The following is a 14523-nucleotide window of genomic DNA, read 5'->3' as shown; positions in this document are numbered from 1 at the left end:
ACCCTGCCCGCGGGCTTTGCCCTTATTCGGGGCGGGGGATCGTATCCGATCTTTGCATCCAAAACGGGACCGCAGCCGAAGAAACGCGCCGTGGCCCGATCCAACCGGGAGAGTATTGATGAGCATGATGAAGACGCTGATGGGCGCCGCTGCCGCGCTGGCCCTGACCGCCACGGGCGCGCTGGCCGACGGGCCGGCGGTCATTTTCGACCTCGGCGGCAAGTTCGACCGCTCGTTCAACGAATCTGCATTCAACGGCGCCCAGCGCTGGGCCGAGGAAACCGGCGGCACCTTCCGCGAGATCGAGCTGCAGTCCGACGCCCAGCGTGAACAGGCGATGCGTCGCCTCGCCGAGGCCGGCGCGAACCCCATCGTGATGGCGGGCTTCCTGCAGGAAACGCCCCTGTCCGTGGTCGCGCCCGACTACCCGGACACCACCTTCGTCATCATCGACGCCGTGGTCGATGCGCCGAACGTGCGCTCGGTGATCTTCGCCGAGCATGAGGGCTCCTACCTGGTGGGCATGCTGGCCGCGATGGCGTCCGAGACCGGCACCGTCGGCTTCGTCGGCGGCATGGACGTCCCGCTCATCTCGGCGTTCGGGTGCGGCTATGCCCAGGGCGTCGTCGCCGTGAACCCCGAGGCGACCGTGATCGCCAACATGACCGGCACCACGCCGGCCGCCTGGAACGACCCGGTGCGCGGCGGTGAACTGACCCGCGGCCAGATCGCCCGGGGCGCCGACGTGGTCTATGCCGCCGCCGGCGGCACCGGCCTCGGCGTGCTGCAGGTTGCCGCCGACGAGGGCATCCTGTCGATCGGCGTGGACAGCAACCAGAACTACCTGCACCCCGGCTCGGTCCTGACCTCGATGCTCAAGCGCGTGGACGTGGCCGTCTATGACGCCTTCCTGGCGGGCCCCGACGTCGAAACCGGCGTGCATGTCTTCGGCCTCGAGGAAGAGGGCGTGGGCTACGCGCTGGACGAGTTCAACGCCGAGCTGATCACGGCCGAGATGCAGGAGGCCGTCGACGCCGCACGCGCGGCGATCATCGCCGGCGAGTTGATGGTGCACGACTACCGCACCGACGGCACCTGCCCCGTTCAGATGCAGTGATCGCCTGAGATCGTGACACGGGCGCGGGCCGCGGTGCATCAGACGCCGCGGCCCGTTCCGCATCGGACCACAGCCGGGGACCGCACGCCATGACCGCACACGCCATCGAGCTCAAGGGCATCTCCAAGGCCTTCGGGCCTGTGCAGGCGAACCGCAATATCTCGATGTCCGTCGCCAAGGGCACGATCCATGGCATCGTGGGCGAGAACGGCGCGGGCAAGTCGACGCTGATGTCGATCCTCTACGGCTTCTACAAGGCTGACCGGGGCGAGATCTGGATCGACGGCAAACTGACACCGATCCCCGACAGCCAGGCCGCGATCCGCGCCGGCATCGGGATGGTCCACCAGCATTTCAAGCTGGTCGAGAATTTCACCGTGGTCGAGAACGTGATCCTCGGCGCCGAGGACGGCGCGCTCCTCCGCCCCTCGATCGCCAAGGCGCGGCGGCTCCTGACCGAGCTGTCCGAGGAATACGGCCTCAAGGTCGACCCCGACGCGATGATCGAGGATCTGAGCGTCGGCCACCAGCAGCGGGTGGAGATCCTGAAACAGCTCTACCGCCACGCCGACATCCTGATCCTCGACGAGCCGACGGGCGTGCTGACCCCGGCCGAGGCCGACCAGCTGTTCCGCATCCTCGAGCGGCTGAAGGAAGAGGGCAAGACGATCATCCTGATCACCCACAAGCTGCGCGAGATCATGGAGATCACCGACACCGTCAGCGTGATGCGCCGCGGCGAGATGACCAACACGGTGAAGACGGCCGACACCTCGCCCGCCGAGCTGGCCGAGATGATGGTGGGCCGCAAGGTGCTGCTCGAGGTCGACAAGGCGCCCGCGACGCCCGGCGACGTGGTGCTGAAGGTCGACAAGCTGCGCGTGGTGCGCGGCGGGGTGGAGCGGCTGAAGGGCGTGTCGCTGGAGATCCGGCGCGGCGAGATCCTGGGCATCGCGGGGGTCGCAGGCAACGGGCAGACCGAGTTGTTGCAGGTGCTGGGCGGCATGATCCCGGCGCAGGGCGGCACCGTCACCCTGCACAACGAGCCGCTGGACGTCACCGGCAAGCATTCCAACGGCCAGACCCGCCGCGCCCGCGGCATCGGCCATGTCCCCGAGGACCGGCAGACCGAGGGCCTCATCATGGCCTACGAGGCCTGGGAAAACGTGGCCTTCGGCTACCACCAGGACCCGAAGTACAACACCGGCCTCTTGATGAACAACGCGGCCATCAAGGACGATTGCGCCGACAAGATGGCGCGCTACGACGTGCGCCCGCCGAACCCGCGCCTGCCCGCGCGCAACTTCTCGGGCGGCAACCAGCAGAAGATCGTCGTCGCCCGCGAGATGGACCGCGCGCCGGACCTGTTGCTGGTCGGCCAGCCCACCCGCGGCGTCGACATCGGCGCGATCGAGTTCATCCACAAGCAGATCATCGCGCTGCGCGACCAGGGCAAGGCGATCCTGCTGGTGTCGGTGGAACTGGACGAGATCATGGGCCTGTCGGACCGCATCGCGGTGATGTTCGACGGCAGGATCATGGGCGAGCGCCTGCCCTCCGAGACCAACGAGAACGAGCTCGGCCTGCTGATGGCCGGGGTGACGCAGGGGGCCGCCTGACATGGACAAGATGCCGAAATGGGCGGATGTCGTCCTGATCCCGCTGATCAGCGTGGTGCTGGCGCTGGTGGTCTCGGGGCTGGTCGTGGCGATCATCGGGGAAAGCCCGTGGCGCGCGATGGAGATCATGGTGCGCGGGGCCTTCGGGTCGGCCTATGGCTGGGGCTACACGCTCTACTACGCGACCAACTTCATCTTCACCGGGCTGGCCGTCGCCGTCGCCTTCCACGCGCGGCTGTTCAACATCGGCGGCGAGGGGCAGGCGGCGCTGGGGGGCCTAGGCGTGGCGATCATCCTGCTCGGCGTGGCCTGGCCGCACTGGACCATCGCGCTCTTGGCCGCGGTGCTGTTCTCGGCGGCCTTCGGGGCCGTCTGGGCGGCGGTGCCCGCCTACCTGCAGGCCAAGCGCGGCAGCCACATCGTGATCACCACGATCATGTTCAACTACATCGCCTCGGCGCTGATGGTGTACCTGCTGGTCAACGTGTTCCGCGTCGAGGGCTCGATGTCGCCCGAAAGCGCGACCTTCGCCGAGGCCGTCCACCTTCCCAACGCGGCCAGCTTCGCGGGCTTCCTGGGCTTCCGGGGGTCAACGCCGCTCAACTTCTCCTTCTTCCTCGCGCTGCTGGCCTGCGTCTTCGTGTGGCTTCTGATCTGGCGCACCCGGCTCGGCTACGAGATCCGCGCCTTCGGCCATTCCGACAGCGCCGCGGTCTATGCCGGGATCAACCCGACCAAGATCATCATGATCACCATGATCATCTCGGGCGCGCTGGCCGGCATGATGGCGATCAACGTGGTGATGGGCGAGGCCGAACGGCTGGTGCTCGACTTCGTCGAGGGCGCGGGCTTCGTCGGCATCGCGGTGGCGCTGATGGGCCGGTCGCACCCGGTGGGCGTGATCCTGGCGGCGCTGCTGTTCGGGGCGCTCTACCAGGGCGGGGCGGAACTCCAGTTCGAGATGCCCGCGATCAGCCGCGAGATGGTGGTGGTGATCCAGGCCCTCGTGATCCTGTTCACCGGGGCGCTCGACAACATGGTGCGGATGCCCATGCAGGCGTTCTTCCTGTCGCTGCGCCGCCGCCGCGAGGCGGGCGCCCGGACCCCGGCGGAGTGAGACCATGGATTTCCTGACCATCGTTCAGATCCTCGATTCCACGGTCCGGCTGGCCACGCCGCTCCTGCTGGCCTGCCTCGCCGGGCTCTGGTCGGAACGCGCGGGCATCTTCGACATCGGCCTCGAGGGCAAGATGCTGGCCGCCGCCTTCTTCTCGGCGGCGATCGCCTTCACCACCGGCTCGGTCTGGCTCGGGCTGTTCGCCGGGATCGTGGCGTCGGTGTTCCTGTCGGGTCTGCACGGCGTCGCCTCGATCACCTTCCGCGGCAACCAGCTGATCTCGGGCGTGGCGATCAACTTCCTCGCCGCCGGCCTGACCGTGGTGATCGCGCAGACCTGGTTCCAGCAGGGCGGCCGCACCCCGCAGCTGGCCACCGAGTCGCGGTTCGGCAACATCGTCCTGCCGGGGGCTGAGACGCGCATCCGCGACATCGCCCAGCAGGGGCCGCTGGGGCAGGTCTATTCCGAGCTGATCTCGGGCCATTCCATCCTCGTCTACGTGGCGCTGCTGATGGTGCCGCTGACGTGGTTCCTGCTCTACCGCACCCGCTTCGGCCTCCGGCTGCGGGCGGTGGGCGAGAACCCGGCCGCCGTCGACACCGCGGGCGTGTCGGTGGTGGGGCTGCGCTATGCCGCGGTGGTGATCTGCGGCGTGCTCTGCGGGCTTGCGGGCGCCTACCTCGCCACGGCGCTGAACGCGGGCTTCGTCAAGGACATGAGCGCGGGCCGCGGCTTCATCGCGCTGGCCGCCCTGATCTTCGCCAAGTGGCGGCCGTGGTACGCGCTGTCGGCCTGCCTGCTGTTCGGCCTCTTCGACGCGATCGGGAACCGCTATCAGAACATCCAGCTGGGCGAGTTCATCGTGCCGGTGCAGTTCATGCAGGCCCTGCCCTACATCCTCGTCGTGATCGTGCTGGCGGGCCTCGTGGGCAAGGCCATTCCGCCGCGCGCCGGGGGGGAGCCCTATGTCAAGGAACGCTGAGGACCTCGCCGCCCTGATCCGCGACCGCGCTGGGGCGGAACCGCCGGCCTATGGCCTGATCCTAGGGTCGGGGCTGGGGCACATCGCGGACGCGGTGGACGGCGTGGCGATCGACTACGCCGACCTGCCGGGGTTCCCCCACGCGGGCGTGTCGGGGCACAACCCCAAGCTCGTGATCGGCGACCTGGAGGGCACCCGCGTCTGCGTCTTCGGCGGCCGGGCGCATTATTACGAGAGCGGGCGGGGCGACGCGATGCGGCTGCCGCTTGAGGTGCTGAAGGCGCTGGGGGGCGAACGCCTGATCCTGACCAACGCGGCGGGGTCGATGCACCCGGATATGGACCCGGGCGACCTGATGCTCCTGTCGGACCACATTAACTTCTCCGGGCTGAACCCGCTGATCGGGGAGAAGACCGACGCGCGCTTCGTGCCGATGACGGAGGCCCATGACCCGGGCCTGCGTGCCGCGCTCAAGGCGGCGGCCGAGGCGGAGGGTGTTCCGCTGAGGGAGGGCGTCTACGCCTGGTATTCCGGCCCCTCCTTCGAGACGCCGGCCGAGATCCGAGCGATCCGCATCCTCGGGGCCGATGCCGTGGGCATGTCGACGGTGCCCGAGGTGATCCTGGCGCGGTTTCTCGGGCTGCGGGTGGCGGCGATCTCGACCATCACCAACAAGGCGGCGGGCCTGTCGGACGAGAAGATCAGCCACGAGCACACCAAGGCGATGGCGCCCTTGGGGGCGGCGAAGCTGGAACGCATCCTGCGGCGGATGCTGCGCGGCTGAGGGCGGCGGAAAACTGCAGTTTTCCGCGCGGGAAAACTCGAGTTTTCCCTGACGAAAAACTCGAGTTTTTCGTCAGGCGAAGGCCGCCTCCAGCGCGATCTCGACCATGTCCGAGAAGCTCGACTGCCGGTCCGCTGCCGGCAGCGCCTCGTGGGTCAGCAGGTGATCCGAGATCGTCAGAACCGCCAGCGCCCGCGCCCCGTAGCGCGCGGCCAGCGTGTAGAGCTCGGCCGCCTCCATCTCGACAGCCAGGATGCCGTGGCGCTGCATCTGCTTGTTGAGGTCGGGGCGCTCGTCGTAGAACACGTCGGATGAATAGATGCCGCCCACATGCGCCCGGATGCCCTTGGCCTCCGCCGCCGCATGGGCCGCGCGCAACAGGCCGTAATCCGCGCAGGGCGCGAAGTTCAGCTCGCGGAAGATGCCGCACGAGGGCGTCGACAGCGTGGAGGACGTCATCGCCAGCACCACGTCGCGGATCGCGACATGGGGCTGCATCGCCCCGGCCGACCCGATGCGGATCAGCGTGTTGGCGCCATATTCCCGGATCAGCTCGTTGGCGTAGATCGACAGGCTCGGCATCCCCATGCCCGAGCCGTGGATCGTGACGCGGTGCCCGCGCCACGTCCCGGTAAAGCCGAGCATTCCCCGCACCTCGTTCACGCAAACGGGGTTTTCGAGGAATGTTTCGGCCGCCCATTTCGCACGAAGGGGATCGCCCGGCATCAGGACCGTTTCGGCGATCTCCCCCCGCCTTGCGGAGATATGCGGCGTCATCGCCTCAGAGGGCCATCGACTCGAGCGATTTGCCCTTGGCCAGCGCCTCTTTCACCCAATTCGGCTGACGGCCGCGGCCGGTCCAGGTCTGGGACGGATCGGCGGGGTTGGCGTATTTCGCGGCGCCCTTGGTGCCCGATTTCGCCGCCGGCTTTCCGCCCACGAGGTCCTCGAGCACGAAACCATGCGCCTTTGCGGCCTCGCGGGCGGCGGCCAGCGCGTCGGCGCGGCGTTTCTTTTCGTAGCCCTTGATGGCGGCCTCCACGTCGCGCTGGTGTGCCTGCAATTCCTCGAGGCTCATTTTCCCGAGTTCTTTTGTCATTTTTCGCGTCCCTTTTTCTGCACGGAGTGCAATGGCCGGTGTGCCCCAGCCTTTCTGCAAACGCAAGGAAATTCAGAAACGCGAATAACGGTGATTTCTATTCCGCCGCCATCCGCTGCGGATCGGCCAGTGCCACGATATCCATCATGATCCGGTTCAATTCAAAATCCTTGGGCGTATAAACCCGCGCCACGCCAAAGGATTTCAGTTTCGCCGCGTCCTCGTCGGGAATGATGCCACCGACCATGACCGGCACGTGGTCCAGCCCCGCCGCGCGCAGGCGGGCCATCACCTCCTCGATCAACGGCACGTGGCTGCCCGACAGGATCGACAGGCCGATCACATGGGCGTCCTCGGCCTTGGCCGCGGCGACGATTTCCTCGGGGGTCAGGCGGATGCCCTCGTAGGAAATGTCCATCCCGCAATCGCGCGCGCGGAAGGCGATCTGTTCCGCCCCGTTGGAATGGCCGTCGAGCCCCGGCTTGCCGACCAGGAACTTGAGCCGCCGGCCCAGCCGGTCGCTGACCGCGTCGACCGCGTCGCGGATGTCGTCGAGCCCCTCGGTCTTGTTCGACACCGATTTCGACACGCCCGTCGGCCCGCGGTATTCGCCGTGGACGGCGCGCATGACGCCCGCCCATTCGCCCGTCGTGGCCCCCGCCTTCGCCGCCGCGATCGAGGCGGGCATGACGTTCCGCCCCTCGGCCGCCGCGGCGCGCAGGTCGGCCAGCGCGGCGCGCACCGCAGCCTCGTCGCGGGCGGCGCGCCAGGCCTGCAGGCGCGTGATCTGGTCCTGCTCCACCGCCGGGTCGACCACCATGATGCCGCCGTCCTCGCCCATCAGCGGCGAGGGTTCCGAGGCCGTGTACTTGTTCACGCCGACCACCACGGTCTCGCCCCGCTCGATCCGGTTCACCCGGTCGGCGTTCGATTCCACCAGCCGCGATTTCATGTACTCGATGGCGGCGATCGCCCCGCCCATCGCCTCGAGGTTCGCCAATTCGGCCCGGGCGCCCTCCTTCAATTCCGCGACCTTGGCGTCCACCACCGGGTTGCCGTCGAACAGGTCGTCGTATTCCAGCAGGTCCGTCTCGTAGGCCATGATCTGCTGCATCCGCATCGACCATTGCTGGTCCCAGGGCCGCGGCAGGCCCAGCGCCTCGTTCCACGCCGGCAATTGCACGGCACGGGCGCGGGCCTTTTTCGACAGCGTCACGGCCAGCATCTCGATCAGGATGCGGTAGACGTTGTTTTCGGGCTGCTGTTCCGTCAGGCCCAGCGAATTGACCTGCACGCCGTAGCGGAACCGGCGGTATTTCGGGTCGGCCACGCCATAGCGGGTTTCGCAGATCTCGTCCCAGAGATCGACGAAGGCGCGCATCTTGCACATCTCGGTGACGAAGCGGATGCCCGCATTCACGAAAAAGGAAATCCGGCCGACCAGCACCGGGAAATCCTCGGCCGGCACGCGGGGGCGCAATTCGTCCAGCACGGAAATGGCGGTGGCCAGCGCAAAGGCCAGTTCCTGCTCGGGCGTCGCGCCGGCCTCCTGCAGGTGATAGGAACACACGTTCATCGGGTTCCATTTCGGGACGCTGGTATAGCAGTATTCGGCAACGTCCGCGATCATGCGCAGGCTCGGCTTCGGCGGGCAGATATAGGTGCCGCGGCTGAGGTATTCCTTCATCAGGTCGTTCTGGACCGTGCCCTGCAGCTCGGCGATGTCGGCCCCCTGCTCCTCGGCCACCGCGATGTAGAGCGCCAGCAGCCACGGCGCCGTGGCGTTGATCGTCATCGAGGTGTTCATCTGCTGCAGCGGGATCTGGTCGAACAGCGTCCGCATGTCGCCCAGGTGGCAGATCGGGACGCCGACCTTGCCCACCTCGCCCCGCGCCAGCACGTGGTCGCTGTCGTAGCCGGTCTGGGTGGGCAGGTCGAAGGCGACGCTGAGGCCCGTCTGCCCCTTGGCCAGGTTGCCGCGATAGAGCGCGTTCGACGCCTTGGCGGTGGAATGGCCCGCATAGGTGCGGATCAGCCAGGGATTGTCGCGCTTGGGGGCGGTCATGGGCGGGCTCCTTCAGGGCAGGGGCAGCTGCATCTTGGCAATATTCTTCCGTCAGACGGGGTATATGGACAATATTGTGTCCTTGTCAATTCGCTGCGCCGCGGCAAAATCGGCCTGACGCAGCGTCCGTCTCACGCCTTGCGGAACGTCATCACGAGGCCCCGGTCGCCGGCGTGGGGATGATCGGCGCCCTCGTAGATCGGGATGTCGAAGAACCGCAGCGGGGTGATCCGGTCGGCCGCCTGCAACAGCGCCAGCGCCGAGCCGAACCCCATCTGGTCGAACACGTCAGGTTTCGTGCCGCAGACGAACAGCGCCCCCGGCGCAGCCACGCGCAGGAGCTCAGGCAGCGCCCCCGCGCCGACATGGCCGTGGGTGAAGGTGCCCGCCGAGATCACGCCCCTGTAGACGCCATCCCCCAGCGGCAGGGCCTGCGTCAGGTCGGCCTCGATGGTGGCCCGGTAAAGCCCCTTGCCCGCCGCGACGGCCAGCATCTCGGGCGAGATGTCGAGCGCATCCGCCGCAATCCCGCCCAGATGCGCTGCGACCAGCCCCGTGCCCGCGCCCACGTCCAGCACCGGCGCATCGGCGCCCAGTTCGCGGTAGATCCGCGCCACCTCGCGCGGGGCGACGTAGCCGTAGGCCGCGCCGAAGCTCTCGTCGTAGGTCCCGGCCCAGTCGGCATAGAGCCGGCGCGCGCCGTCGGGGCCGTCGATGGCATAGGCGGTGTCGAGTTCGCTGCCGGGCATGGGGGCGCCTTTCGGGGTGGTCCGTGCCAGAGCGTCCCGCCCCGGGCGACCCGCTGTCAAGCCTCTGGCCTCTAGATGTGCGCCGGTCTAGCGTCGCCCCATGCTGCGCTACCTCCTCACCCGGGCCCTGTCCCTCGGCCTCAGCCTCGTCGTGGCGAGCGTGGTGATCTTCGCGCTCATCGAGGTGATCCCGGGCGACCCGGCCAGCTACATGATGGGCCTGAACGCGACCGAGGAAAACCTCGCGGCGCTTCGGGCCGAGCTGGGGCTGGAGGGGTCGGGCCTCAGCCGCTACCTCGACTGGGTGGGCGGCATGGTGACGGGGGATTTCGGCACCTCCTACACCTACCGCGTGCCGGTGGCGAACCTCGTCCTCGACCGGCTCTGGGTATCCCTGCCGCTGGCGCTCTACGCGCTGACCCTGTCGACCCTCATCGCCTTCCCCATCGGCATCCTCGCCGCCGCGCGCCGGGGCCAGCCCGCCGACTACGGCATCATGGGCGCGACACAGCTCGGCATCGCGGTGCCGAATTTCTGGTTCGCCATGCTGCTGGTCCTGCTCTTCGCCGTCACGCTGCAATGGTTCTCGGCGGGCGGGTTCCCCGGCTGGTCCGACCCGCTGGCGGCGATGAAGGCGCTCACGCTGCCGGCCATCGCGCTGGCGCTGCCGCAGGCGTCGATCCTCGCCCGCGTCATGCGCTCCGCGCTCCTCGAAACGCTCGACCAGGACTACATCCGCACCGCGCGGGCCAAGGGCCTCAGCCGCGCGCAGGCGATCCGCCGCCACGCGCTGCGGAACGCGCTGATCCCGGTGCTGACGATCATCGGGCTCCAGTTCTCCTTCCTCATCGCCGGCGCGATCATCATCGAGAACGTGTTCTTCCTGCCCGGCCTCGGGCGGCTGATCTTCCAGGGCATCACCCAGCGCGACCTGATCGTGGTGGAATCGGTCACCATGCTGCTGGTCTTCGCCGTGATCCTCGTCACCTTCCTGGTCGATGTCGCCTATGCGCTGGTCGACCCGAGGCTGCGCCGCCGATGACCCGCCTGCCCCCCGCCCTGATCCTCGGCGCGGCGCTGTCGGGCGCCTTCCTGCTCGTGGCGCTGGTATCGCTCCTCTGGGTGCCGCACGCGGTGGATGGCGTCGCCATCGCCAACCGGCTGCAGCCGCCCTCGGCCGCCCACCCGCTCGGCACCGACCAGCTCGGGCGCGACATCCTCTCGATGCTGATGGTCGGCGCGCAGACCTCCATCGCGGTGGCACTCATCGCCGTCGGCATCGGCGTCGCGCTCGGCGTGCCCCTCGGGCTTGCCGCCGCCGCCAGCCGCGGCAGCCTCCTCGACGAGGTCATCATGCGCGGCAACGACCTGATCTTCGCCTTCCCCTCGCTCGTCATCGCCATCCTGATCACCGCGCGCTACGGGCCGTCGGCGACCAACGCCATCCTCGCCATCGGGATCTTCAACATCCCCGTCTTCGCCCGCGTCGCCCGCGGCGGCGCCCTGCCCTTGTGGACGCTCGACTACATCCTCGCCGCCCGCACCGCCGGCAAGGGGCGCATCCGCATCTCGGCCGAGCACATCCTGCCCAACATCCTGAACCTGCTGATCGTGCAGGCGACGATCCAGTTCTCGCTCGGCATCCTGGCCGAGGCGGCGCTGTCCTACGTCGGCCTCGGCGCGCAGCCGCCCACGCCCAGCTGGGGCCGGATGCTGGCCGAGGCGCAGACCATGATCTACACCCACCCGATGCTGGCGGTGCTGCCGGGGCTGGCCATCGTGCTGATGGTGCTGGGGCTGAACCTGATGGGCGACGGGTTGCGCGACGCGCTCGACCCCCGGCTGCGGCGGGGACGGGCATGATTTTTCGTACGAAAAATTCCACCCTGCGAATTTTCGTACGAAAATTCGGAGCCGCCCCATGATCGCGCTCGACCGCCTCTCCGTGTCGATCCACGGCACGCCCATCCTGCGCGAGGTCTCCCTCGACATCGCCCCCGGCGAGATCTTCGGCCTGGTGGGCGAAAGCGGCTCCGGCAAGTCCATGACCGCCCTCGCCCTCATGGGCCTCCTGCCGCAAGGGGCCCGCGCGACGGGCTCGGCGCGCCTCGACGGCACCGACCTCCTGTCGCTGACCGAACCCCAGCTCTGCCGCCTCCGGGGCAACGAGATCGGCATGATCTTCCAGGAGCCGATGACGGCCCTGAACCCCGTCCAGACCATCGGCGACCAGGTGGCCGAGACGCTGACCATCCACGGCAAGGCGACCCGCGCCGAGGCGCGCCGCATCGCCCGCGACCGGCTCGACCGGGTGGGGCTGTCGCACATCGCCCTCGACCGCTACCCGCATGAACTGAGCGGCGGCCAGCGCCAGCGCGTCTGCATCGCCGCCGCCGTCGCGCTGCACCCCCGCCTGCTGATCGCGGACGAGCCGACCACCGCGCTCGACGTGACCACGCAGGCGCAGATCCTCGCCCTCCTGCGCGACCTCGTGGCCGAGGAGGGGATGTCGCTCCTTCTCATCACCCATGACCTCGCCGTGGTGGCCGACATGGCCGACCGCATCGCGGTGATGCAGGCGGGCGAGATCGTCGAGACCGGCCCCACCGCGCAGGTGCTGGCCGAACGTCGCCACCCCTACACCCGCGCCCTTTTCGCCGCCTCGTCCCACGCGCCCGCCCGCGCCCCGCAGGCCGCGCCCGAGCCGCTCTTGGCCGTCGACAACGTGCTCCGCACCTACCCCGGCCCGCGGCAGGGCCTGCGCCGTGGCCCGTCCGTCGCGGCCGTGAAGGGCGTCAGCTTCGAGCTGCACCGCGGCGAAAGCCTCGGCCTCGTCGGCGAATCCGGTTGCGGGAAATCCACCCTGACCCGCGCGATCCTCGGCCTCGACCCGGTGCAGGGCGGCGACATCCGCCTGTTCGGCCAATCCATCGTCCCGCACATGCCCGCGAGCTTGCGCGCCGGCATCCAGGTCGTGTTCCAGGACCCCTACGGCAGCTTCAACCCGCGCTGGCGGGTGGAGCACCTGGTGGCCGAGCCCTTCCACCTCCTGCCCGACCCGCCCCGCGGCGCCGACCGCCGCGACCGCGTGGCCGAGGCGCTGCGCGCCGTCCACCTGTCCCCCGACGACATGCGGAAATACCCGCATGAATTCTCGGGCGGCCAGCGCCAGCGCATCGCCATCGCCCGCGCGCTGATCACCCGGCCCGAGATCCTGGTGCTGGACGAGGCGGTGTCGGCCCTCGACGTGTCCGTCCGCGCCCGCATCCTCGACCTGCTCACGGAACTGCAGGCGCAGATGGGCCTGTCCTACCTCTTCATCTCCCACGACCTGACCGTCGTGCGCGCCATCACCGACCGCGTGCTGGTGATGCAGGCCGGCGAGATCGTGGAGGAAGGCCCCACCGCCGCGGTCTTCGACGCGCCCGCGCACCCCTATACCCGGCAACTGCTGGCCGCCGCCCCGCGGCTGCCCGACCTCACGGAGATCCCGGCATGACCCCCTGGTTCGACCCCTCGCTCGTCTACATCGGCGGCCGCTGGCAGCCCTGCGCCAGCGGCCAGACCCTGCCCGTCCTCGACCCCTCGACCGGGACCGAGATCGCGCGCATCGCCCGCGGGGCCGCGGCCGACATCGACGCAGCGGTGCGGGCGGCCGAGGCGGCGCTGGCCGGCGACTGGGGGCAGATGACGGCGGCCGAGCGGGGGCGCGTGCTGGCCCGGCTGGGGCAGCTGGTGCTCGACCACACGGACGCGCTGGCCGAGATAGAGGCCGCCGACGTGGGCAAGCCGCTGTCGCAGGCGCGGAACGACGTCATCGCGCTGGCCCGCTACTGCGAGTTCTACGCCGGCGCGGCCGACAAGCTGACCGGCGAGACGATCCCCTTCAACCGGGGCTTCACCGTCTACACCCTGCGCGAGCCGCACGGGGTGACGGGGCATATCGTGCCCTGGAACTACCCCATGCAGATCATCGGCCGGTCGGTCGGCGCGGCCCTGGCCGCGGGCAACGCCTGCGTCCTGAAACCGGCAGAGGAGGCCTGCCTGACGGCCCTCGCCTTCGCCGACCTCGCGGGGCAGGCGGGGCTGCCGGCCGGCGCGCTGAACGTGGTGCCGGGGCTGGGGATGGAGGCGGGCGCGGCGCTGACCGAACACCCGGGCGTGCGGCACATCTCCTTCACCGGCTCGGTCGGCACGGGCCGCAAGGTGCAGGCGGCAGCGGCCGCGAACGTGGTGCCGGTGACGCTGGAGCTGGGGGGCAAGTCGCCGCAGCTGGTGTTCGCCGATGCCGATCTCGACGCCGCCCTGCCCTACCTCGTCAACGCGGGCATCCAGAACGCGGGGCAAACCTGTTCGGCCTCGTCCCGCATCCTTGTGGAACGTTCCATCTACCCCGAGGTCTGCGCCCGCATGGCCGCGGCCTACCGCGACCTGACCGTCGGGCCGGCGATGGCCGACCGGCGGGTCGGGCCGCTGATCTCGGGGCGGCAGCGGGCCATCGTGGACCGCTTCCTGTCGCTGGCGGACCCCGCCCAGATCCTCGCGCAGTCCGCCCTGCCCGACGACCTGCCCGCGGGGGGCAACTACGTCGCGCCCACGCTGATCGCGGGCGTCGCCCCGGAACACGCGCTGGCGCAGGAGGAGATCTTTGGCCCGGTGCAGGTGATCCTGCCCTTTGACGACGAGGAGGACGCGGTGCGCATCGCCAACGGCACCGCCTACGGCCTCGTCGCCTCGGTCTGGTCGCGCGACGGCGGGCGGCAGATGCGGCTGGCGAAACGGCTGCGCGCGGGGCAGGTGTTCCTGAACAACTACGGCGCGGCGGGGGGCGTGGAGCTGCCCTTCGGCGGCACAGGCCTGTCCGGCCACGGGCGCGAGAAGGGGTTCGAGGCGCTCTACGCCTTCACCACGCTCAAGACCGTCGCCGCCCACCACGGCTGAGGCACGGGCGCCCATGGACGCCCCCCGCCCCGCCCGCTAGGCTGCCAGCA

Annotated in this window: 13 protein-coding genes; 9 read left to right on the top strand and 4 right to left on the bottom strand. The window is 69.3% G+C overall.

Going from position 1 to position 14523, the window contains the following annotated elements; all coding sequences use genetic code 11:
• Positions 1-118 precede the first annotated feature (118 nt).
• The 5 genes from HCU73_RS01970 to HCU73_RS01950 all read left to right on the top strand — a co-directional run bounded on the left by HCU73_RS01970 (position 119) and on the right by HCU73_RS01950 (position 5619).
• Positions 119-1117: a BMP family lipoprotein gene (locus tag HCU73_RS01970; protein WP_168621714.1), complete on the top strand. Its 999-nt coding sequence runs from the start codon at positions 119-121 to the stop codon at positions 1115-1117.
• Positions 1118-1206: 89 nt separating this feature from the next.
• The gene (locus HCU73_RS01965; protein ID WP_168621713.1) at positions 1207-2736 is read left to right on the top strand and encodes an ABC transporter ATP-binding protein; all 1530 of its coding nucleotides are present in this window, start codon (positions 1207-1209) and stop codon (positions 2734-2736) included.
• A gap of 1 nt (position 2737) precedes the next feature.
• A complete protein-coding gene (locus HCU73_RS01960) occupies positions 2738-3853 on the top strand; it encodes an ABC transporter permease (RefSeq protein ID WP_168621712.1) in 1116 nt (371 codons plus the stop codon).
• Between the two features lie 4 nt (positions 3854-3857).
• Complete coding sequence (locus HCU73_RS01955) at positions 3858-4835, top strand: ABC transporter permease (protein WP_168621711.1); 978 nt, start codon at positions 3858-3860, stop codon at positions 4833-4835.
• Positions 4819-5619 carry a purine-nucleoside phosphorylase gene (locus HCU73_RS01950; RefSeq protein WP_168621710.1) on the top strand — a complete coding sequence of 267 codons (801 nt, stop codon included), beginning with the start codon at positions 4819-4821 and terminating at the stop codon, positions 5617-5619. Before HCU73_RS01955 ends, HCU73_RS01950 begins: the two co-directional genes overlap by 17 nt.
• 72 nt (positions 5620-5691) lie before the next feature.
• On the opposite strand, the gene deoD is transcribed toward HCU73_RS01950, so the two are convergent.
• The 4 genes from deoD to HCU73_RS01930 form a co-directional block, all read right to left on the bottom strand.
• Positions 5692-6396 carry a purine-nucleoside phosphorylase gene (gene deoD, locus HCU73_RS01945; protein ID WP_168621709.1) on the bottom strand — a complete coding sequence of 235 codons (705 nt, stop codon included), beginning with the start codon at positions 6394-6396 and terminating at the stop codon, positions 5692-5694.
• A 4-nt stretch (positions 6397-6400) separates the two neighbouring features.
• Positions 6401-6718: an H-NS histone family protein gene (locus HCU73_RS01940; RefSeq protein WP_168621708.1), complete on the bottom strand. Its 318-nt coding sequence runs from the start codon at positions 6716-6718 to the stop codon at positions 6401-6403.
• A 97-nt stretch (positions 6719-6815) separates the two neighbouring features.
• A complete protein-coding gene (locus HCU73_RS01935; protein ID WP_168621707.1) occupies positions 6816-8783 on the bottom strand; it encodes a protein meaA in 1968 nt (655 codons plus the stop codon).
• Positions 8784-8914: 131 nt separating this feature from the next.
• Positions 8915-9532, bottom strand: coding sequence for a class I SAM-dependent DNA methyltransferase (locus tag HCU73_RS01930; RefSeq protein ID WP_168621706.1), 618 nt, complete (start codon positions 9530-9532; stop codon positions 8915-8917).
• 100 nt (positions 9533-9632) lie between these two features.
• Here HCU73_RS01930 and HCU73_RS01925 point away from each other — a divergent pair, with 100 nt between their 5' ends.
• The 4 genes from HCU73_RS01925 to HCU73_RS01910 are packed head-to-tail and all read left to right on the top strand — an operon-like array spanning position 9633 to position 14473.
• Complete coding sequence (locus HCU73_RS01925) at positions 9633-10574, top strand: ABC transporter permease (RefSeq protein WP_168621705.1); 942 nt, start codon at positions 9633-9635, stop codon at positions 10572-10574.
• Positions 10571-11395 carry an ABC transporter permease gene (locus HCU73_RS01920; protein ID WP_239025417.1) on the top strand — a complete coding sequence of 275 codons (825 nt, stop codon included), beginning with the start codon at positions 10571-10573 and terminating at the stop codon, positions 11393-11395. The genes HCU73_RS01925 and HCU73_RS01920 overlap by 4 nt, the downstream gene beginning before the upstream one ends.
• 58 nt (positions 11396-11453) lie before the next feature.
• Entirely contained in the window at positions 11454-13031 is a 1578-nt protein-coding gene (locus HCU73_RS01915; protein WP_168621704.1) for an ABC transporter ATP-binding protein, read from the top strand.
• Positions 13028-14473 (top strand): aldehyde dehydrogenase family protein, encoded by a 1446-nt coding sequence (locus HCU73_RS01910; RefSeq protein WP_168621703.1) that lies wholly within the window; start codon positions 13028-13030, stop codon positions 14471-14473. Before HCU73_RS01915 ends, HCU73_RS01910 begins: the two co-directional genes overlap by 4 nt.
• Positions 14474-14523: the final 50 nt, after the last annotated feature.

The organism is Roseicyclus persicicus, from assembly GCF_012395815.1.
In the GTDB taxonomy this organism is placed as follows: domain Bacteria; phylum Pseudomonadota; class Alphaproteobacteria; order Rhodobacterales; family Rhodobacteraceae; genus Roseicyclus; species Roseicyclus persicicus.
Note: the sequence above shows the minus strand (reverse complement) of the source record. Positions and strands in the feature narration are given on the sequence as shown.